Here is a 20,561-nt window from a genome sequence, read left to right as displayed (position 1 = left end):
GCGGCGACCGAAAGTTACAGCGAGTTGCGTGGCGCATTGTGGCCGGTGCATATCTTCAGCGGCGCTCGGATAAATCTTTTGATTTTCCATCTCGAACGGCCAGCATCATCTGCGCAACTGCTTGCTGGGGATGACCACGGGGCGCGGAAGCCATCGTCGCAACGAGCTTCCAGTCCACATACACAATCCCGTTTATGCCGACTTCGTATAGCTCTGGGTTTCCAGCGGGGCGGACGATCCTCTCAGTGGTGACGGGCCGTTGAACAATCGGCGGGTTGTCCTGCGCGAACACAGGGGCTGTCATCATCACAGCAGCACCAACCATGAGCCTAGTTCGCATTGACGCCGTCCTCCTTCGCCGATCCCCGGGAAACCACTAGGATATCAGGATCGGGCAGTGGTCGCTGCAAGGAGACTTGGCCTCGTCCCATGGTGCCCGCATCCACACGTCGCATTCCTCCGGCGTTGTGAGGCACACAGGCATGGCCTTGGGATGTATTGGCCCGACCACTCCATTAGGCTCGCACGTGAGAAATCCATAGATCAGGTGATTTCCCGTGACCGGGTCCTTCTTGGTGCCCCGAGTGCCGCTCCAAGGTGTCCATATGCCCGCAAAAGCGAACAGCGGGCGGTCAGAGTCGAGAGCAAACCATACGATGTCCTTGCGCCCGGTAGCCGGGTTTGGTTCCGGCGCATATTCGGAGAAGCTTGTTACCGGCACGAGACACCGGCTCTCGGGCTTGAGCCAACGTCGCCAATGGCCTGGGCCGGCTTCATGGCGGCGGCGCAGGAGATTGCCGGGCAGGGCACGTTCACGGCCTTTGCCCAGGGTGCGAAGGGCGGGGAGTTGAATAAACTGTTTGGCACCTAAAGCACGCGCGTCACTCCTGGGCGCGCGCAACGTGCGTGAACCTCAGCCACTCCAATAGGAGTGGCGCGGAATCCCCGCGTGTTTGAATGAACAAGGACTCAGAACGCGGGCGAGCTGTTTGGCCTCTCGAAATCCAAGATCGCGATGCTCAACGAGATCTTGACGCGCGCGGGACCATACAGACGCCGCCGCGAGATGCTGCGACGCATGTAACGTCCAGAGTCCACGAGTCTCGGTACGAAGGTTTCACCCTTCATCTTCGGCGAAGCCTTCCAGAGGTATTGCCGTCACGCGCAGCGCCGAAGCTAGGATGCGATATCTTTCCTTTATGCTCGATGCGTCGTTGGTCCCTTGCTGATTGAGACGGTCAAATTCGAGTAGCTCGAAGGACGCGGATGGAAGGTCTTTCGACGCTGCCACTCGGTTCTCGTTGAGTCTTTGCCTAAAGTTCAAAAGCTTTTTGCGAGTTATTCTATCAGTTTGGTTGGCTTCCATCGCGCCTTTAAAAAGTAGATAATAGACAACCATAATGCCTTGAGCTTGTAGCAATTCATCCTTGGTTGTAAATTCTTCGAACATGACATCAAGGATGGTCTCTACCGTCTGCTTCAGCTCCAACGCCTTTTTTTTCTCTTTTGTGTGGAAGCGGTGCGCTAGCGCGTCGAGATAGACCTTCTTCGTGTCGACGAGGTTTGCGTGCTCGCTAATGCTGTTTTCAATGAGCAAAAATCGCGCGGCTACCTCCTTGTGTTGATATCTGCGATTTCCGAATTTTACTCGATCGGTAAAAAATTTATGGCGAGAAACCTCAGTGATGATCGTGACCATTCGCCCGCCGAGAGCGTTTCGCTTTTCAGCAGCATTTAGTGGTGCAGCCTCATTGAGGCGAGAAAACATATCTTCAATCAAGTCCAAGTCGTCATCCTGAAGAGCTACGGTTACGACAGGCAGTACAAATGAGTCGAACTTGACTCTAATTTTCGGGTGCTGCTTGGCGATGTCAGCGTAACTCAACTTTGCGAGGTCGAGGCTTGGCTCACGCTGGTACTCGAAGTCCGGCCCTAGCGTAAAGTCTCCGTCCATGAAGCCCCAAATGGCTTCTAGGCGCTGTCTCCCATCGATAACGGCGTATCGTTTTCCAGTCTTCGAAACGACTGCCGCACTCAGGGCATGGAAATAAATTTTTGGGATGTCGTAATCGTTCAAGATAGAATCAATAAGCAATCGGCGCTTTTCTAGCGTCCAAATGCCTCCCATGCGTTGGTAGTCGGGTGATAGGTTGATCTCATCTCGCTCGGAATAGAGGAACATGATGGTGCTATTCTTCATCGAAGCTGTTTCGACGTAGCTCATGCCATCATCTCCCGGAGAATTGCTCCTACGCTGGTTAGCTCTGGGAACATACTGAATTGATTTAAACCCAACAGCTTTAGTTCCTTTTTTATTGTTTCACGGCTCGCGCTAGGTATGACGTACTTAGTTGCATGCGATTTGTCTCCGACCGCCTCTATGGCGACCTTCTTCGTATGGTGAATTGTAAAGGTGCCTAACTGCGCTTGGATGCGCGGGTTGTTTCTTGTTGCGATTGTCGCCACCGGTAGAAGTTCGACATTCGGGACGTTAAGCTTCTCCGTTGCGTACGGTTTTAACTCATCGGCTTCGAAAGAAGGGATGTAGTTAAGCTCCATGGCATTTGAGATACTAGCATTCTTGTTTAGGAGTGTCGGGTTGAGGCACCACACGGCCGCGTCCGCATTGCGATGCTTATCAAAGTTATCTACAGCGAAGAACATCGCGACCAGTGGGCTTTCCGTCCAATCCAAGAGACGTGTCGGCACACCATAGTGCTGCATCAAGAATGTCCAGTCGAATGCAGAACTAGGCGTCCGCTCCGTCAGCATAGCTGCGCTCTGTTTGAAGCGCGCAAGTGCCGAAGCCTCAGATAGGCCTGGCCTAGACCTCATTATTCCAGGCAGAAGCGGCCATTTAGCGTTTCCATGCCCCCTGAACCATCTCGCGCTGCCGTCCTGATCTGCTCTTAGAGCGTCGATATACGCGGCAATATTACGAACTTTTCGTACAGGCACGATTATCCTCGCTCTGGTGGCGCTTTCAGACTCAACTACTGGGCGCAGTAGTAGGCGTGTGCGCGGCCGAGTAAAAGTATGCGGTCCTGTTGTCCAAAGATTTCGCGTAGAAGCCGGTGGTGCGACCGAATGGGCACTGTCCTCTCTCACGTTGAGGTTGGATTCGGTCTGGTCATCCAACTTCACGAGCGCTCGGTGCTAAATTGATGCCTAGGTCAGGCCTCGGGCATAATGGAGTTGGTTGCTCTTAGACTGCGGAGAGCCCTACACCCTCCGCCGAGGCCCCCGCGGCCGGAACGCCGGATTGTCCCGCTCGCGTGGCGTATGCGCGTCCTCCAGCAGGGCCATGGCTTCATCGGGGATGCGGTCGATATTGACGCCGCCGCAGCGCATCTGCCACAGCGCCTTGCGGATCGCGGTGTCGCGGTCGATCCAGTCCTGGCCGGTCCGCGCCGGTGAATCGGCGCGGCGGCGCGGGCGGCGGTTGCCCATGGCTTCCAGCCGCGCCATCTTCACCACCTGCAGGGCCTGGATCAGCCGGTCGAGATCGACCGTCGGGCTGTTCCACAGCTCGGTGACGCAGCGCTCGGCCAGCGCCTGCAGCTTTCCTTCCAGCATGCGCAGCTTCAGCCGGCGCGAGGCGCGGGCGGTCGGCACCGTGTCGCTGGCACGGGGCGCAAACGGGTGACGCTGCCAGCCGCCGTCGCGCGCCCAGCGCATCACGCTGTGCTTGCTGACGCCGGTCCGCGCCGCGATCTGCGCGTGGGTCAGCGTGGTCTCCTCGATCAGGCGGCGCACCGCCGCCACCGTGGCATTGGTGTGCAGCCGCTTGCAGCCCTTGGGGCGGCCGCCGAGCATGGGCGGCGGTCCGTTGTCCACATCATCGGTCACCCGAAGGCGCACCACCGGGTCCGCGGAGGAGTCGTTGATGCGGATCCTGGTATCGAAGAGGGGGACAAGGGGATATGGCATGACGGGGAATATAAACCCATTTGCAGGAGATGCAAGGGGGCGGGGCGGTTGTCTCAACTAACCTTGTAACTTGCCTCCCGCCGTTTCTGCTAAGCTATGCGGAGCGGTGGCAGGCGGGAGACCGAGTAACCTGAGGGACACCAAGCCCGTGGGAGAGCGCGGGTCCTTGCTTGCCGTTCCATCGAACCCGAACAGTCGCTTGGGCCGCTCAGCAAGCCCGGTTGCGCAAGGATGGGATCAGATGGACGCGATTTATGTTGGCATCGATGTGTCGAAGGATCGGTTGGACGTGGCGATGCGTCCGGGCGGTGAGAGTTTTGCGGTTGCCCGCAATGGTGCGGGGATCGATGATCTGATCGCGCGGCTGAAAGCGCGACCGCCACGGGTGGTGGCGATCGAGGCGACCGGCGGCTTCGAGACGGTGGTCGCCGCAGGATTGGCCGGCGCCGATCTGCCTGTGGTGGTGGTCAATCCGGCACAGGTGCGCGCCTTTGCCAACGCCCTCGGCAAGCGCGCCAAGACCGATCCGATCGATGCCATGGTGATCGCGCATTTTACCGAGGCGACCAAACCGCAACTGCGGCCGCTTCCCGATGCCACGACGCGGCTGCTAGCCGATCTGGTGGCGCGTCGGCGCCAGATCGTTGAGATGATGGCCGCGGAAGGCCAGCGTGCGCGGCGCGTCAGCAATCCGCGCCTGAAGAAGAGCATCGCCCGGCTCCACAAGGCACTGGAGAAGGAGTTGTCCGAACTGGACGACGACATCGGCGATCACGTGCGGGGATCGCCGGCCTGGGCCGAGAAAGAAGACTTGCTGGCGTCGGTGCCCGGCATCGGTCCGACCATCGCGCGCAGCCTGATTGCCGAACTGCCGGAGCTCGGCACACTCGATCGTCGTCAGATTGCGGCTCTCGCCGGTTTGGCGCCATGGACCCGGCAATCCGGCCAGTGGCGTGGCAAGAGCTTCATCGGCGGCGGCCGGGCCAATGTACGCCGCGTGTTGTTCATGGGAGCGATGGTGGCCGCCCGCTTCAATCCGCAGCTCAAACTGTTCCGCGACAAGCTCGTCGCCGCCGGCAAGCCCAAGCTCGTCGCTATCATCGCCGTCGCCCGCAAGCTGCTCACCATCCTCAACGCCATCCTGCGAGACAAGACCCCATGGCAGCATCAAAACGCTTGACCAAAAAGACAGTCGCTCTCCCCGTCCTTTTGCGGGGAGAGGTCGCCGCGTCTTCGCGGCGGGTGAGGGGCGGTCACTGCCCGTGCCACATACGCGGACTCTCGGGTCGGAAAGCACTGAGGGAATGGTGCGATCCGAGAGTGCGAGATTGCTTCATCGCTCTTGCCATGCCCCTCATCCCACCCTTCTCCCCGCGCAGGGCGGGGAGAAGGAGCGCGCCGCCGGTGCGCCGTCTCGGCTGAGTGTTAGCCAGTCCGTCCGCGCCCCGCTGCAATCCCCAACACCTTCATCCGTGACGCCAGCGTGGTGGGCTTGATGTCCAGCAGCTCCGCCGCGCCGCCGGGGCCGAACACCTTGCCTGATGTCGCCTGCAGTGCCGCAAGGATGTTGCTGCGTTCGTGATCGCGCAGTTCGGCTGAGGTCATCACCGCCGGCCGGGCGTCGGACTTCACGCGATGCGCGCCGGCGGCATGGTGCGGGCCGGGCGCATCGGGCAGGTCGATCCGCAGCCGTCCGTTCTGCGCCAGGATCACCGCGCGCTCGATGACGTTCTGCAGCTCGCGCACATTGCCCGGCCAGTCATAGCGCGACAGTTTTCGCGCATCGCCCTCGGATAGTCGCAGGTCGGATTTCAGTTTTTCGCTGAGCAGGAAGTGCTGCGCCAGCAGCGGAATATCCTCGCGGCGGTCGCGCAGCGGCACCGACTCCACAGGAAACACGTTGAGCCGGAAATACAGGTCCTCGCGAAACCGTCCGCGCGCCACTTCCTGTTTCAGGTTGCGGTTGGTGGCGGCGATGACGCGGACATCGACGGAGCGGGTGCGCTCCTCGCCGACGCGTTCGAAATTGCCTTCCTGCAACACGCGCAAGAGCTTGCCCTGCAGCTCCAGCGGGATTTCGCCGACCTCGTCGAGAAATAGCGTGCCGCCATCGGCGAGCTGGAAGCGGCCGATGCGGTCGCGCACCGCGCCGGTGAAGGCGCCGCGCACATGGCCGAAGAATTCGCTCTCGAACAATTCGCGCGGGATCGCCGCGCAATTGACGCGGATCAGCGGCCGGTCGCGGCGGCTGGAGGCTTCGTGGATCGCGCGGGCGATCAGTTCCTTGCCGGTACCGGACTCGCCGGTGATCATCACCGCCGCGGTGGTCGGCGCCACCAGCTTGACCTGCCGCAGCGTCTTCTGGATCGCCTCAGACTGGCCGATGATGCCGCGCGGATTGGTCTCGATGCGGATTTCCTCCTGCAGATAGGCGTTTTCCAGTTCGAGGCGCTCGCGCAGGCGGTCGACTTCGGCCAATGCGGCATGCAGCTTTTCATCGGCCTCGCGGCGCTGGCTGACATCGCGAAACACGATCACGGCGCCGACCACCATGCTGCGGTCGCGGATCGGCGTGGAGGTGTATTCGACCCAGACCGGGGAGCCGTCCTTGCGCCAGAACACCTCGTTGTCGACATTGTGCACGGCGCCATCGCGAAACGCGGCATAGATCGGGCAGTCGTGATCGGGATAGTGGCTGCCATCGTGATGGCTGTGATGCACGATGGGGTGGATCTCCTTGCCGACCAGTTCATCGGCGGTCCAGCCCAGCATGCGCTCGGCTGCGGGATTGACGAAGGTGGTCTTGCCGTCGGCATTGACGCCGTAGATGCCTTCGCCCGCGGCGCGCAGGATCAGCTGGTTCTCGCGCTCGATATCCTGAAACACGCGCTCGACCCGCTGCCAGGCGGCAATGCCGCCGCGCATGTGATCCTCGGCGGCGGCGTCGACATGGCGGCGGCGGCGCTGTTCGAGATCGCTCATGGTGAGCAGCAGCAGACTGCGCTCACCCTGCGGCACCAGCGATCCCGCATATTCGAGCTGCAACGCTTCGCCGGTGGCGTGACGCGGCGTGAGTGAATTGGTCCAGTAGGAGCCCTTGGCCAGCACCGCCTGGGTGAACACGATCAGCGCCGGCAACTGGCCCGCATGCAGCGCACTGATCTTGGTCTGGCGCAGCAGCGCGCGGTCATAGCCGAGCAGGGTGCAGGCGGCCGGATTGGCGTCGATGATCTGGTCGGCATGGGGATCGAGCAGCAGCGTCGGCTCGACCGAATAATCGAAGGCGATGGTCCGCAAATCGCTCGGCTGGGCGGTTGCCACATCCATCGGCAAAACTCCGAAAAATCGTAATTAAGCTACGAATTTTCGTGTAGCACGAATTCTCGTAATCGCCAACGATTGCTCGAAATGCCTGCGGCGATTGGACATTCCGGCCAGAGCGAGGCTGGCACACTCCTTGCGTAAATGACCCCAGCGTCACCGAGGAGGTCACATGTCCACATTCGACAATCCGTTCGATCCCGCCCGCCGCTTGCGCACTGGCGCCTGCAGCTGCGGTCAGCACGCCAGCCAGTCCGAGCATGAGGCCACGCTGCAGCTTCGCTGCGACATTCCCGAGACCGAGGCCAAGCGCTACGAGGGCGTCGTCGCCTCGGCGGTGATGCGCGCCGTGTTTCCGAAAGAGGTCGCGCGCCGCGCCTTCCTGAAGTCGGTCGGTGCGTCCAGCGCGCTGGCGGCGCTGTCGCAGTTCTTCCCGATCAAGACCGCCACCGAAGTGTTCGCGCAGGGCGCGGGCAAACTGGAGAAGACCGATCTCAAGGTCGGCTTCATTCCGATCACCTGCGCGACGCCGATCATCATGGCCGATCCGCTCGGCTTCTACAAAAAGCAGGGGCTCAATGTCGAGGTGGTGAAGACCGCCGGCTGGGCCGTCATTCGCGACAAGACCATCAACAAGGAATACGACGCCGCGCATATGCTGGCGCCGATGCCGATCGCGATTTCGCTCGGCCTCGGCTCGCAGCCGATCCCCTATACGGTGCCGGCGATCGAGAACATCAACGGCCAGGGCATCACGCTGGCCATGAAGCACAAGGACAAGCGCGATCCGAAGGACTGGAAAGGCTTCAAGCTCGCGGTGCCGTTCGACTATTCGATGCACAACTATCTGCTGCGCTACTACCTCGCCGAACACGGCATCGATCCCGATACCGATATCCAGATCCGCTCGGTGCCGCCGCCGGAAATGGTCGCCAATCTGCGCGCCGACAATATCGACGGCTTCCTGGCGCCCGACAATATCTGCCAGCGCGCGATCTATGACGGCGTCGGCTTCATGCATATCCTGTCGAAGGAAATCTGGGACGGCCATCCCTGCTGTTCGTTTGCGGCGAGCCGCGAATTCATCACCACGTCGCCGAACTCCTTCGCCGCGCTGACGCGCGCGATCGTCGACGCCACCGCCTATGCCTCCAAGGCGGAGAACCGCAAGTCGATCGCCGAGGCCATCGCGCCCGCCGCCTATCTCAATGCGCCGCCGGTGGTGCTGGAGCAGGTGCTGACCGGCACCTATGCGGACGGGCTCGGCGGCATCAAGACCGATGCGAAGCGCGTCGATTTCGATCCGTTCCCGTGGCAGTCCTTCGCGGTGTGGATGATGACCCAGATGCAGCGCTGGGGCCAGATCAAGGGCGATGTCGACTACAAGGGCGTCGCCGAACAGATCTATCTCGCCACCGACACCGCCAAGGTGATGAAGGAGATGGGCCTGACCCCGCCGACGACGAGCTACAAGTCGTTCGCCGTGATGGGCAAGACCTTCGATCCGGAAAAGCCGAAGGAATATCTGGCGAGTTTTAAGATCAGGAAGGCGACGTGACGATGAACGCCGCGAGCGCCGCTTCCTTACCTCGCCCCGCTTGCGGGGAGAGGTCGACTGGAGCGCGCGTAGCGCGTGGAAGTCGGGTGAGGGGGACTCTCCGCACGCTCCGCAGCGCGCGGAGAGTCCCCCTCATCCGACCCGGCGTCGCTGCGCTATGCCGGGCCACCTTCTCCCCGCAAGCGGGGAGAAGGCAGTGATCCAATCCCTCCGCTTCCGCGCCGCCGTCGTCTCCATTGCGATCTTCCTCGCTTTCATCGGCGTGTGGCACCTCGCCACGCGGCAAACAGCAACGGTCGGCACCATGTCGCCGGAATACGCCAAGCTGATGGGGCTCACGGCGACCTCAGGCAAATCAGCAATGCCCGGGCCGCTCGATGTCGGTGCCAAACTCTGGGAGCACCTGAAGCGGCCGTTCTATGACAACGGGCCGAACGACAAGGGTCTCGGCATCCAGCTCGCTTATTCGATCGGCCGCGTCGGGCTCGGCTATCTCATCGCCGTCATCGTCGCGATTCCGCTCGGCTTCCTGATCGGCATGTCGCCGCTGATGAACAAGGCGCTCGATCCGTTCATCCAGGTGCTGAAGCCGATCTCGCCGCTGGCCTGGATGCCGCTCGCGCTCTACACCATCAAGGACTCCAGCCTCTCGGCGATCTTCGTGATCTTCATCTGCTCGGTGTGGCCGATGCTGCTCAACACCGCCTTCGGCGTCGCCGCCGTGCGCAAGGAATGGATCAATGTCGCGCGCACGCTGGAAGTCGGCACCTTCCGCCGCGCCTTCACCGTCATTCTTCCTGCGGCCGCGCCAACGATCCTCACCGGCATGCGCATTTCCATCGGCATTGCGTGGCTGGTGATCGTCGCCGCCGAGATGCTCGTGGGCGGGACGGGGATCGGTTACTTCGTCTGGAACGAATGGAATAATTTATCGATCACAAATGTGATTATCGCGATCCTGCTGATCGGGATCGTCGGCATGTTGCTGGATCAGATATTGGCACGCTTCACCCGCATGGTCACGTTTCCGGAGTGATGCTGATGTCATCGAACAAATTCATCTCCATCGAGGGCATCGCCAAGCGCTATCCGGCGGCGTCCGGCGGCAGCACGACGATCTTCGAGGATCTCTGGCTGTCGATGCCATCTGGCGAATTCGGCTGCATCATCGGCCATTCCGGCTGCGGCAAGACCACGGTGCTGAACATCCTCGCCGGGCTGGATGAGCCCAGTGAGGGCACCGTGATCGTCGATGGCCAGGCGATATCAGGCACCAGTCTCGACCGCGCGGTGATCTTCCAGAGCCACGCGCTGCTGCCGTGGCTGACGGTCATGGGCAACATCGCCTATGCGGTGTCGTCGAAATGGCGCAAGTGGGACAAGGCGAAAATCCGCGCGCATGCGCAGATCTATATCGACAAGGTCGGCCTCACGGGCAGTGAGCACAAGCGGCCGTCGGAACTGTCCGGCGGCATGAAGCAGCGCGTCGGCATCGCGCGCGCGCTGTCGATCACGCCGAAGATCATGCTGATGGACGAGCCGTTCTCGGCGCTCGACGCGCTCACCCGCGGCACGCTGCAGGACGAGGTGCGGCGCGTCACGCTGGAGACCGGCCAGACCACTTTCATGATCACCCATGACGTCGACGAGGCGATGTATCTCGCCGACAAGATCTTTCTCATGACCAACGGCCCCGGCGCCGTGCTGGCGGAGATCGTCGAGAACCCGTTGCCGCGGGATCGCTCGCGCATCGATCTGCACAAGCACCCGCATTATTACGCGCTGCGCAACCACATCATCGATTTCCTGGTGACGCGCAGCAAGACCTTCACCGCCACCACGCCGCACCACGACCCGCGCCATGTGCCGGTGGTCCGGCCCGCATTCCCCGAGGCGCCAACGATGCCGTCTCTTCACAGCGCGACGCGCTAGCCGCGTCACCCGAAGCCTCAAGACCCAAGGAGAAACGACCATGCTGCGATCCGACCTCACCGAAAAGCTGCTCGACATCAAGCGCGAGAAGGAATGGACCTGGAAATATATCTGCGAGCAGATCGGCGGCTATTCCGAAGTGCTGATCGTCGGCGCCATTCTCGGCAACATGAAGCTGACCAAGCCGCAGGCGGCCAATGCCGGCGAGCTGTTCGGCCTCTCGAAGAGCGAGACCGCGATGCTCAACGAGATCCCGATGCGCGCCGAAAACGTGCAGATGCCGCCGCAGGATCCGCTGATCTATCGCTTCTACGAGATGGTGATGGTGAACGGCCCGGCCTGGAAGGCGCTGATCGAGGAGGAATTCGGCGACGGCATCATGTCGGCGATCGATTTCGACATGGTGATGCAGCGCATCGCCAATCCCAAGGGCGACCGCGTGCAGATCACGATGTCCGGCAAATTCCTGCCGTACAAGTATTACGGCGCGACGGGCAATGTGCCGGAATATGGGTTCAAGGAGGGGTAGGGGAACAGCGACGTCACCGCTTCCCCACAAGAGTAGCTCGCATGAGCGCAGTGCCATGCGGGTGATCTGGCAAAGGCGCCGGATGTTGCTTTGCTCATCCGGGCGACTTCGCGCCGACCGCGCGAGGGAGCGTCATTACGCGATCAGGACACATTCTCGACCGGTACCGACACCGATCCGGGACCGTTTTCGATCGTAGCATTCGTATAAGGATGCTGCGCCGGCGACTCCTCATAGCGAAATGTCCTGGTGACGAGAGCCTGGCTGTGGACGGGACCGACCGGCAGATATATCTCGAACCTCAGAAGCTTGATGAGCGGATTGATGCCCTGCGGTACGGCTGAGATCAGCGTGACCGTCCAGTCGACCTCGACGACGGCGTCCACCGTCACGATCAGTTTGGATCCGTTGTCGACGCCTGGCTGCCGGTCGATCCACGCCTTGAGCGAACCGGGCACGACTTGCAGTGTGGGGCTCACATGGGTCGTGTGGGCGGCGACATAGGCCTGCGCTGCGGAATAGCTGTCGGGTCCGAACACCTTGATGTAAATGTCGATAACGGGGGCGCCGGCCCTGGCGATCAGGTAACGGTCGGTGCCGATCTGCCGATAGACCACGAATTGCGTCGCGGCGGCGTCAGCGAGCAGCAGCACCGGGGCGGTTTCAGGCCGATCGACGATGTCGATCGCGTGAGTGCCGTTCCTGTCCACGATCTGAACCGTTCTGGCCGATGCGGGATAATGTGCGAATGCAGTCTCGATCTCGAACGGAAGAACGACGGGATTAACGATACCGTTCGTCTCGAAAAACAGCCCGAGCTGCGGCGGGTAAATGAGGAATGGCAATTCCTCGATAGTGACGATCGTCTGCAACGTCGGCTTCAGGCCGCTGGCCCTGACATGCAAAATGCCATTCTGGCGATAAGCGCTGTAAACTGCTTCTCCAAAGGTTTTCGACATCATCATCCCCCAGTAGCCGCATCATTTCCGCTGTCTAATAATCTACCTAAAGTTGTTTTTTTGCAATAGGACGCCGTTGCGAAATTGCTGGATGACCTGGGCGTATTCATTCGCAAAGTCGTTCGCTTGCAGAGGAATTCGGCGACGGCATCATGTCGGCGATCGATTTCGACATGGTGATGCAGCGCATTGCCAACCCCAAGGGCGACCGCGTGCAGATCACGATGTCCGGCAAGTTCCTGCCGTACAAGTATTACGGCGCGACGGGCAACGTACCGGAATATGGGTTCAAGGAGGGGTAGCTCCGGATCCCTCATGGAGAGGAGCGTGCTTCCACGCGGAACACTTGCTCCGCCCCGCGCGCGTCTCGAATCTTGATGCGACACACGCCTCATCTTTCGAGGCGCGGCGAAGACGTCGCTCCTCAAGCCTGAATGCAATTGCGTTCAGGCGAGGATGAGACACTGTCGTTTGCGTTTCCCCGTCACCTGCATAACCGCCCGCGCCATCGCTCACTGCGGCCGGCCGCTTCGCGTTCACGCAGGCCCTTCCTTCGCGAGTGTCTGTGCAACGGAGGGCGCCGCCTTCATATGCGGGTCATGCAACGGGTGTTGGATGGGCGCGTCCGCCCCGTCCAAGCTTGGCCGCTTGATGTGCCTCAACCTTGGGCAGTAGAATTGTTCGACACTACTTGACATAAAGCCGGTCGCGGGATTGGCTTGTTGAGCCCCTCCATGGGCGATGATCTGCACGAATTGGACTCCGCTTTCCGATACTGCATCTTCACCCAGGAGAGGACGAGATGAGCGATCCAGCCGTCGACACGACGCCGAGCCCGCAGCAAATCGTTCAGGCCGAGGCGCAGATCTATCTGGATTTCAGCCACGCGCCGGGCTGCTGCATCGCGGTCTATGACCAGAAGGCGTTCGGCTCCAAGGGCTATGTCTATCCGCTCGGCATGTCGGCGCTTCCCGGCTCCACGCCGCCGCCGTTCAGCGTCACCACGGATACCGTGTTCGAGATCGGCTCGGTGACCAAGGTGTTCACCAGCACCTTGCTTGCGACAGCGGTGACGGCCGGCGGCCCGAGCATCACCGACACGCTCGGCACATGGCTGAACTATCAGAACAATTTCAGCCCGAACCCGGTGGGATCGGCCGCGCTCGACGCGCTCACGCTGCAGGATCTCGCCACGCACAGTTCCGGCATGACGGAGCAGCCGACGGGCATTGGCCTCGGCTACAGCAAACAACTCTTCGCCGATGAAAAGCCGGATTCGAAGCTGATCAATTGGTGGAACAATTATCCGCCGCCACCGCCGCCGCCGACATATCCGCCGGGCTGCTGGCAATATTCAAATATCGGATTCGTGACCCTCGGCTTCGCGACCACGCAGTTCTTTCCGGCGGACACCGGGTACAACTACAACATCATGCTGGCCCAATATGTCACCGAACCGCTCGGCATGACGCAGACGGGCGCCACCATCCAGCCGTCGTGGAAGGTCGCGCAGGGCTGTATCGGGAGCTGGATCCAGTTGCCCAACCCGCCCGGTCTGACCGTGTTCGAGGGCAATACGCCGACAGGCGGCACGGCCTTCGACCTGAAGACCACCGGCGACGACATATTGCGTTTCATCGCGGCGCAGATCGAGCCGCCGAATGGTTTGCTCGGGAAGGCGATCCAGCTCACCCAGCAGAAGCAGGGCACTTATCCGCTGTGCGGCGAGAGCACGGGCAGCGTGACCATGGGGCTCGCCTGGCAGATTTACTATACCAAGCAACGCCAACCCATCTTCATGAAGAACGGCGCGACGAGCCGCGGCGGTTTCGAGGCGATTGTGATGGTGGTGCCGGATCTGCAATGCGGTGTGGCGGTGCTCAGCAATCAGTATCTCGACGCCTCGGCTCCGCATCCGTCGCAGGCCAATCTCGGCGGCGTCGCGCGCAACATCATCGCGGCGCTGCATTCGAACTTCGAGCTGGACGGGCCGCTGCCGGAGCGCGATGTCTCCGAGTAATGCGCGCGGAGTGTGCGGGACATGCGTCTGGGCGACCGCGTCCAGATCACGATGTCCGGAAAATTCCTGCCGTACAAGTATTACGGCGCGACGGGCAATGTGCCGGAATATGGGTTCAAGGAGGGGTAGGGCCGGAGCGTCAGCTGCTGTCGAGCGTCATGGCCGGGCTTGTCCCGGCCATTTTTCATGCTCACTGCGACTTAAGTTGCGGCGCTTGGAAGAGCTCTGATCAATGTAACCTGCTCGGCCTTCCCCGTTGTCAGTAGCCAAGTTATGACGCCGGGGTCTGGGGGCATGATTGTGGAAACAAGCTCATCAACGGCACGCTCGTTGTGCAATCGAGCAAACTCATCGTCGTCGACTTCATCACCAGCATAGCTTTCCGAGTCGAAAACTAAAGCGGCACCATTCGGAAGAAAATCTATAGCGTATCGGTAACCAACTAGCGGGCACTGAGGAAGATAGAAGTTCCGAACGAAAGGATCCGATTCAGCTTCGCGCTTCAAGAAGCAAGCACCTTTGGTGCCCCTGATGAACCAACGTTGGGAGCCAAACGAACTGAACTGCCCTTCGATTATTTGCTTGATCAGCAATGCTGAAGAGAGCGCGTCCTGGCGCGTTTTAGAAGCGGTTTCTGGGCTAAAATGTAATGATCTGTTTCGAATTCGTTCTAGTTCGGCAAACTTTGCGGCAATCCCGGGCTCGAATACAGCCCAGTCATCTAGTGCTGTAATCGCTGCCTTCCAATTGTCGAAGGAGCGCTTGCGGTGCACGAGTTTATAGTTTGGTTTCGAGGTGTGAGAATTTCGAAGGTCCAAAATCAGATGGTTCAGGATTCGCTCGCCAAGCGCACATGCTCCAGTTAATGCTGGATAATAGGACTCAACAATGAACGCTCGCCTGACCTGATGGAAGAACAGGTTATGGTACGAGACGATTGACATCGGCACGTACCCAAAATCTTTGAAATTCTCAAGCTTGTGTTCGAATCTGTCGCTTCCGTATTCCTGGCGTATTGATGCAAAAATGCTCGCTTGATTGTCTCTGTGCTGCTTCTTTATGTTCTCTTCCCAGTGATCTTGTACTTCATCAAGACTACGAGGGCGTGTGTCCCAAAAGCCAAAAAACGGAGGGACAAAATAGCGTTTCCTGTTTGCATTCGTCACGATGGACTATCCGGCTTAGTGGTCCGTTGGGCCAAAACTAAACAACTTGGGTGTCATGCAGCCACTTACCCTCGATCAACGCCTTGGCCGTGTCGGTCAGCACATAATTCGAGCCAGACTCTTCTTGGATCTTTGGTCTTACTTTGAAGAGGATGTGTCGCGAGGCAAGATCATCGATACGATGCGGGAATATAACGAGTTTTTTCGATTTACACCGCATGCCTATTTAGTTTCTTACGTGATTTACATGGCAGGTGTGTTTGACAAGGCGAAGGGTACGATCAGTCTCGATGCCTTGAATCGTGAGGTAAAGAAGGCAGGAAATGTCAAGGCGCAAACTGCTACCTCCGTTGATGCGCTGCTCCTAAAGGCGAGGCCCATCGCTGATAAAGTTGTAATGCTACGTCACGAGGCCTTTGCACATAAGAGTGCGTACATCTCCTACGATGATGTGTTCAAGCTGGTCGCCATCTGCCCTCGCCAGCTGCGCGAGCTTGCAGACTTGGCACTGGATGTCGCGAACCAATTGTTTTCTGCCCGTGGTCTCCAGAGCCAATATTTTAGCGAACTGCCCCGAGAGGCGGCAGAGGCCATGATGGAGGCTTTAGGGAAGAAGTGACAAAGTAGTATGTCGTCAGCAAAGTGCTTGGCTTTAGATGGCTCTAAAAAGCTTTTCAGAACCCTAAACTCTAAACGGGACTGTCGATGCGAACGTCGTCCTGCGATGCGAAGTCCTCCTAAGTGAAGAACGGAAAACTATTCACTATTGAATTCGTAAGTGCGTGGAGGGAGAAGAAATCATATTTGCGAGCCACGCGTGCGTCCCAGTATCTACCATGCGCAATCCAATGGCGTAGTTTAAAAGCGCCCTTTAGGTCGCCTATAAGTGCTATGCTTACGTTGGTTTGTGTCTTCCAAGAATCCAGGATGTCGGGATCTAAATTTACCCGTTTGGGCATTCTCTTTTTTAGTTTTCGGAATGCGGTAGATAAATTGTCAATCGGGCCGGTGTGGCACCTTAGCCGAAAGTCAACTTGAAATGCGGCTTCTACGCTGGAAAGTAAGATTAATGTAGACGAGAGTTCCAGCTCAGCTAGGCGCGAATCAAGCTCTGCGCCGATCTCCGAAATTGAGTATCCAATAAAGCGGGGATTCGAAGTTGCGGATGCGTAGTAGAGCCGAAGAGAATCTTCGACATCCTGTCGATAGACAGCGACATCATCAATTTTGATCGATTGCCTTGGGTAATTAGACATTACTTACATCGAGCAGCGCGCTGAAGAAGGTGTCTTTGTTGAGTTCGGTGAAGGAGGCGGATGGTGGTTGACCGACAATCCTCCATGCCCACTCAATTTGGTCTCGACGAGCAACATTCGTTTGGCGGGGTTTGCTAGGATCTACGACCTGAACTTGGACTAGCTGTCGAGGATTTGTCACTTTTGCATTGATCAAAACTAAGCGTGCTCGACCAGCTTCTCCGATAATATCAACCCTACCTCGAGATCCGATAAGCATCGTTCCAATAGGTACTATTCGAATTTGCTTGAGGCCTATTTGCACGATCATCGTCTTGGCAAGGTACGGACCTGAAAAGTCTTCCTCTAGTTTGACGTCTTGCAGTCGATGAGAAACGGTGCCCTGTTTTACGTAGTCGGCGAGATATCCCGAAAGTTCAGCATAAAGGCTGTTCAGTCGATCTAGCCAAACCTTTAGCTCGCGCGCAGCGTCAAACGGTGGCTCTTCTTTTGCTGCCTCAGCCGCTTCTTGTTGTCGCCGAACGAACTCGTCAAAATCTCTCTTCTTATCAACCATAGGCTTTCCTTTGGGGTGGTTGCATCTTAGCTTGAATGAGTGGGTTTTAACAGTCTCATTAGTGTTGTTATTGAGTAGGGGCGTGCCGACGAACTTGGGTTCGTGTGTCGTGTCCGAATGCTGCGCCAATCAACCTGGACTTATTGCGAAGAGTGTCGATATGTCAGGTCGGCGGAGATTGTCAGACACTATTTTGTAAATCTGGCTCATGCCCCAACAGCAAGACCGATCAAGACACCCCCATCCGCCCATGCGATACCCGCCGCATGAACCAGCCCGTCCCGCATCGCACCCCTGATCTCGTCGCTGTCCTCGCCTGGATCGAGCAGCATCTCGACGATCCCCTGAGCGTCGAGATGATCGCCGCGCGCGCCAGTCTCTCGCCGTATCATTTCTCGCGGCTGTTCTCGGCTGCGATGGGTCGGGGCGTGATGGCGCATGTGCGCGGGCGCAGGCTGGTCCGTGCGGCGCAGCGGCTGACGGCCGATCCCGATCTGCGCCTTGTCGATCTCGCTGCTGATTGCGGCTTCGACTCGCAGGAGGCGTTCACGCGCGCCTTTGCGCGCCTGTTCGGCGTCGCGCCCGGGCGGTTTCGGCGCGGTTTCAGTGTCACTCCCATCGAAGGACAATATCCGATGACCATGCCCGATGACGTCGCCGTCGCTGTCACCCGCTTGCCGGACCTGGTGGCGCTGGACGGTTTCACCGTCGCAGGTCCTGCAGCGCGGTTCGATGAGGCGAACAAGGCTCAGATTCCGCAACTGTGGTCGAAGCTGATGGGCGCATTGCCGTTCAAAGGGCAGGCGCCAAGCTGGACCACCTATGGCGTGGTGTGGAATGTCGACCGCGCCGAAGGTAGTTTCGATTACATGGCCGGCGTCGGCGCGGACGAAGGCGCGGCGCTGCCTGCGGGCTTTGCGGCGAAGCGCATCGTGGCTTCGACCTATGCGGTGTTTCGCATCGTGCTGAATGGCGGGGCGGTGCATCCGCAGATCAAGCGCGCGATGGCGACCATCTGGGGTGAGCTGGTGCCGGCCTCCGGGCTCACGGTCGCCGACCGGCCGGATTTCGAACGCTATGACAGCGAGTTTGCGCCGACCAAGAAGGGCGCGGTGATCGATTTCTATTTGCCAGTGGAGGTGTGAGGCTCCGTCTTCTCCGCGTCATGGCCGGGCGGCACCGCGTGTTGCACGTTGTTCTCTCCCCACGTCATGGCCGGGCTTGACCCGGCCATCCACGTCTTGGCCGCAAGATGAGAAAGGCGTGGATCCCCGGGTCATCTAGCGAAGCCGCGCTTCGCGCTTTGCCCGGGGATGACGGAGTGGGTGGGGCTAACGGCGAGCTTCACGCAGGCCGGGTGTGTGCGTGTCGCGGAGCATTCTATCTCCGCCTGCTTCCCCTTGGGCGCAGCGCCGGATGATCCCGCTCCGGCGGCGTATGCGCGGCTTCCAGCAGCGCCATCGCATCGTCCGGAATCTGTGTCACATCGACGCCGCCGCGGCGCATCTCCTTCAGCGCGGTGCGGATCGCATCGTCGCGCTCGATCATCTCGCGGCCGGTGCGCGCGGGCATGTCGATGTGGCGGCGCGGGCGCCGGCGGCCCATCGCCTCCAGCCGCGCCATCTTCAGCACGTGCAGCGCCTGCATCAGGCGGTCGATGTCGACATCGGGCTGCGCTTCCAGCGCGCGCACGGCGCGCTCCGCCAGCGCGTGAAGCCGCTCGGCGAGTTTGCGCAGCTTGAGCTTCTGCGAGGCGCGGGCGGAGGGCACCGTGTCGGTGGCGCGCGGCGCGAATAGCGGGCGCTGCCAGCCGCCGTCACGGGTCCAGCGGCAGATCGAGGCGCGGCCGACGCCGGTCTGCTTCGATATCTCGCCATAGGTCAGCACCGTCGTCTCGATCAGGCGGCGCACCTGCGCGCATTTGGCATCCCCATGGGGCCGCTTGGAGCCGCGCACCCGCGGGCCGCCCACAAAGGCATCCGGCGCCTCGGGCTCATCGGGCGTGACGCGGAGGCGGAGGATGGGGCCGAAGAAGGGATGGGTCATGTAGAAGAATATATGCCTATATGTGGGATTGCGCAAGCCGGCTGTCTGTCCGCGCCCATGCATCGCCGGCCGTCGTCGCCGATATCGTGGGAGGCGCGCATCCGGTCACTTGGCTGCACCTGTGACTGCGCGATAGGCTGGCACACGTCGATCGTGCCTGGCTCACAAAGAGGGGCGGCGCGATGCGGAGGAAACCCGGCGGAAACGGCAGGGGGATTTCATGGCAGGTGTCGATTATCTGATCACCGCGCGCGGCGTCTCGGGCGCGGCCTTCAACGAGAATGTCGGCACCATCCGCTATCTGCGGGTACCGACCAATGTGGCGATCCCGACGCCGGCGATGGCGACATCGAGCAAGACCGATCTCGCCAAATGGGTGAAGGAGGTGCGCGATATCGCCGACGGCGATCCCAACCAGAATTCGATCAGCGTGGCCGGCGACATCCTCGTCTTCATCCACGGCTACAACAACGATCTCGACATCATCATGAAGCGCCAGCGCCAGCTGGCGAAGGATCTCAAGGCCGAGGGCTGGAAGGGCCTCGTCATCGGCTTCGACTGGCCGAGCGACAACGAGACGCTGGCCTATTGGCAGGATCGCTCCAAGGGCGCCGAAGTGGCGGTGAAGCTGGTGAGCGATTGCATCACCGTGCTGGCGCAGGGGCAGGAGAAGGACTGCGTCACCAATGTCCATCTGCTCGGCCATTCCACCGGCGCCTATGTGGCCATGGAAGCCTTCGTGCAGGCGGAGAAGGACGGCGCGCTGTTCAAGAGCAACTGGCGCGTCAGCCAGGTCGCCTTCATCGCCGGCGACGTGGCGTCGTCGAGCCTCTCGGTGAACGATTCCTGGTCGGGGCCGATGTTCAAGCGCATCCTGCGCCTGACCAACTATTCAAACCCCTATGACAGCGTGCTGGCGGCCTCCAATGCCAAGCGGCTTGGCGTGGCGCCGCGCGCGGGCCGCGTCGGCCTGCCGGCGGACGCGCATTCGAAAGCGACCAATGTCAATTGCGGGGACTATTTCACCACGCTCGATCCGAAGAAGAGCACCTTCTTCGGCGACTTCACCCATTCCTGGCACATCGGCAACCGCGTCTTCGCGCGCGACCTCGCGATGACCCTCGAAGGCGCCATCGACCGCGATGCAATCCCGACACGCGCGGTGGTCGGCGGCGCGCTGATGCTGCAGGACAGACCGCGGCCGAAATTCATGGCCGACTGGGGCATCAAGGCCGCCGCTACCCGCGGCGGCGCGCCCCGCGACGGCACGGGCGTGCTGAGCTAGCGC

Annotated in this window: 18 protein-coding genes and 3 pseudogenes; 11 read left to right on the top strand and 10 right to left on the bottom strand. The window is 60.2% G+C overall.

The genetic code is table 11. The annotated features are described in order from the left end of the window. Window positions 1-55: 55 nt before the first annotated feature. The 5 genes and pseudogenes from SFY93_RS24340 to SFY93_RS24315 form a co-directional block, all read right to left on the bottom strand. A complete protein-coding gene (locus SFY93_RS24340; RefSeq protein ID WP_320444917.1) occupies window positions 56-325 on the bottom strand; it encodes a hypothetical protein in 270 nt (89 codons plus the stop codon). A 4-nt stretch (window positions 326-329) separates the two neighbouring features. Continuing rightward, window positions 330-760: pseudogene (locus SFY93_RS24335) on the bottom strand (SOS response-associated peptidase family protein); the annotation flags it as partial. Window positions 761-1,117: 357 nt separating this feature from the next. Beyond that, window positions 1,118-2,224, bottom strand: a complete 1,107-nt coding sequence (locus SFY93_RS24325) for a DUF262 domain-containing protein (protein ID WP_320444916.1) — start codon at window positions 2,222-2,224, stop codon at window positions 1,118-1,120. Next, window positions 2,221-2,958 carry an FRG domain-containing protein gene (locus SFY93_RS24320; protein ID WP_320444915.1) on the bottom strand — a complete coding sequence of 246 codons (738 nt, stop codon included), beginning with the start codon at window positions 2,956-2,958 and terminating at the stop codon, window positions 2,221-2,223. The genes SFY93_RS24325 and SFY93_RS24320 overlap by 4 nt, the downstream gene beginning before the upstream one ends. 264 nt (window positions 2,959-3,222) lie before the next feature. Next, on the bottom strand, window positions 3,223-3,849 hold the full coding sequence (locus SFY93_RS24315; protein ID WP_320444914.1) for a hypothetical protein: 627 nt from the start codon (window positions 3,847-3,849) through the stop codon (window positions 3,223-3,225). Between the two features lie 322 nt (window positions 3,850-4,171). Here SFY93_RS24315 and SFY93_RS24310 point away from each other — a divergent pair, with 322 nt between their 5' ends. Next, window positions 4,172-5,110 carry an IS110 family RNA-guided transposase gene (locus SFY93_RS24310; RefSeq protein WP_320444913.1) on the top strand — a complete coding sequence of 313 codons (939 nt, stop codon included), beginning with the start codon at window positions 4,172-4,174 and terminating at the stop codon, window positions 5,108-5,110. A 245-nt stretch (window positions 5,111-5,355) separates the two neighbouring features. Here SFY93_RS24310 and SFY93_RS24305 read toward each other — a convergent pair whose 3' ends face one another. Continuing rightward, window positions 5,356-7,257, bottom strand: coding sequence for a sigma 54-interacting transcriptional regulator (locus tag SFY93_RS24305; protein WP_320444912.1), 1,902 nt, complete (start codon window positions 7,255-7,257; stop codon window positions 5,356-5,358). 166 nt (window positions 7,258-7,423) lie between these two features. Here SFY93_RS24305 and SFY93_RS24300 point away from each other — a divergent pair, with 166 nt between their 5' ends. The 4 genes from SFY93_RS24300 to cynS all read left to right on the top strand — a co-directional run bounded on the left by SFY93_RS24300 (window position 7,424) and on the right by cynS (window position 11,270). Continuing rightward, window positions 7,424-8,809, top strand: coding sequence for a CmpA/NrtA family ABC transporter substrate-binding protein (locus tag SFY93_RS24300; RefSeq protein WP_320444911.1), 1,386 nt, complete (start codon window positions 7,424-7,426; stop codon window positions 8,807-8,809). Between the two features lie 196 nt (window positions 8,810-9,005). Next, the gene (gene ntrB / locus SFY93_RS24295) at window positions 9,006-9,845 is read left to right on the top strand and encodes a nitrate ABC transporter permease (protein ID WP_093756500.1); all 840 of its coding nucleotides are present in this window, start codon (window positions 9,006-9,008) and stop codon (window positions 9,843-9,845) included. Between the two features lie 5 nt (window positions 9,846-9,850). Beyond that, window positions 9,851-10,741 (top strand): ABC transporter ATP-binding protein, encoded by an 891-nt coding sequence (locus SFY93_RS24290; RefSeq protein WP_320444910.1) that lies wholly within the window; start codon window positions 9,851-9,853, stop codon window positions 10,739-10,741. Between the two features lie 40 nt (window positions 10,742-10,781). Further along, window positions 10,782-11,270 carry a cyanase gene (cynS, locus tag SFY93_RS24285; protein WP_092146678.1) on the top strand — a complete coding sequence of 163 codons (489 nt, stop codon included), beginning with the start codon at window positions 10,782-10,784 and terminating at the stop codon, window positions 11,268-11,270. Between the two features lie 143 nt (window positions 11,271-11,413). On the opposite strand, the gene SFY93_RS24280 is transcribed toward cynS, so the two are convergent. Further along, entirely contained in the window at window positions 11,414-12,229 is an 816-nt protein-coding gene (locus SFY93_RS24280; RefSeq protein WP_320444909.1) for a hypothetical protein, read from the bottom strand. 125 nt (window positions 12,230-12,354) lie between these two features. Here SFY93_RS24280 and SFY93_RS24275 point away from each other — a divergent pair. The 3 genes and pseudogenes from SFY93_RS24275 to SFY93_RS24265 form a co-directional block, all read left to right on the top strand. Further along, window positions 12,355-12,531: pseudogene (locus SFY93_RS24275) on the top strand (cyanase); the annotation flags it as partial. A 500-nt stretch (window positions 12,532-13,031) separates the two neighbouring features. Further along, window positions 13,032-14,249 (top strand): serine hydrolase domain-containing protein, encoded by a 1,218-nt coding sequence (locus SFY93_RS24270; protein WP_320444908.1) that lies wholly within the window; start codon window positions 13,032-13,034, stop codon window positions 14,247-14,249. Between the two features lie 30 nt (window positions 14,250-14,279). Further along, window positions 14,280-14,378 (top strand): annotated as a pseudogene (locus SFY93_RS24265) (cyanase); the annotation flags it as partial. Between the two features lie 71 nt (window positions 14,379-14,449). Here the strand turns inward: SFY93_RS24265 and SFY93_RS24260 are convergent. Then, window positions 14,450-15,415 (bottom strand): hypothetical protein, encoded by a 966-nt coding sequence (locus SFY93_RS24260; RefSeq protein WP_320444907.1) that lies wholly within the window; start codon window positions 15,413-15,415, stop codon window positions 14,450-14,452. Between the two features lie 55 nt (window positions 15,416-15,470). On the opposite strand from SFY93_RS24260, the gene SFY93_RS24255 reads away from it, so the two are divergent. After that, window positions 15,471-16,034: an AbiU2 domain-containing protein gene (locus SFY93_RS24255; protein ID WP_320444906.1), complete on the top strand. Its 564-nt coding sequence runs from the start codon at window positions 15,471-15,473 to the stop codon at window positions 16,032-16,034. Window positions 16,035-16,663: 629 nt separating this feature from the next. Here SFY93_RS24255 and SFY93_RS24250 read toward each other — a convergent pair. Then, the gene (locus SFY93_RS24250; RefSeq protein WP_320444905.1) at window positions 16,664-17,227 is read right to left on the bottom strand and encodes a restriction endonuclease subunit S domain-containing protein; all 564 of its coding nucleotides are present in this window, start codon (window positions 17,225-17,227) and stop codon (window positions 16,664-16,666) included. Between the two features lie 266 nt (window positions 17,228-17,493). On the opposite strand from SFY93_RS24250, the gene SFY93_RS24245 reads away from it, so the two are divergent. Further along, a complete protein-coding gene (locus SFY93_RS24245) occupies window positions 17,494-18,372 on the top strand; it encodes a helix-turn-helix domain-containing protein (protein ID WP_320444904.1) in 879 nt (292 codons plus the stop codon). A 235-nt stretch (window positions 18,373-18,607) separates the two neighbouring features. Here the strand turns inward: SFY93_RS24245 and SFY93_RS24240 are convergent, their stop codons facing one another. Beyond that, on the bottom strand, window positions 18,608-19,273 hold the full coding sequence (locus SFY93_RS24240) for a hypothetical protein (RefSeq protein ID WP_320444903.1): 666 nt from the start codon (window positions 19,271-19,273) through the stop codon (window positions 18,608-18,610). A 220-nt stretch (window positions 19,274-19,493) separates the two neighbouring features. Here SFY93_RS24240 and SFY93_RS24235 point away from each other — a divergent pair, with 220 nt between their 5' ends. Then, a complete protein-coding gene (locus SFY93_RS24235; RefSeq protein ID WP_320444902.1) occupies window positions 19,494-20,558 on the top strand; it encodes an alpha/beta fold hydrolase in 1,065 nt (354 codons plus the stop codon). Window positions 20,559-20,561: the final 3 nt, after the last annotated feature.

It is taken from the genome of Tardiphaga sp. 42S5 (genome assembly GCF_034044155.1).
GTDB lineage: Bacteria > Pseudomonadota > Alphaproteobacteria > Rhizobiales > Xanthobacteraceae > Tardiphaga > Tardiphaga robiniae.
Note: the sequence above shows the minus strand (reverse complement) of the source record. Positions and strands in the feature narration are given on the sequence as shown.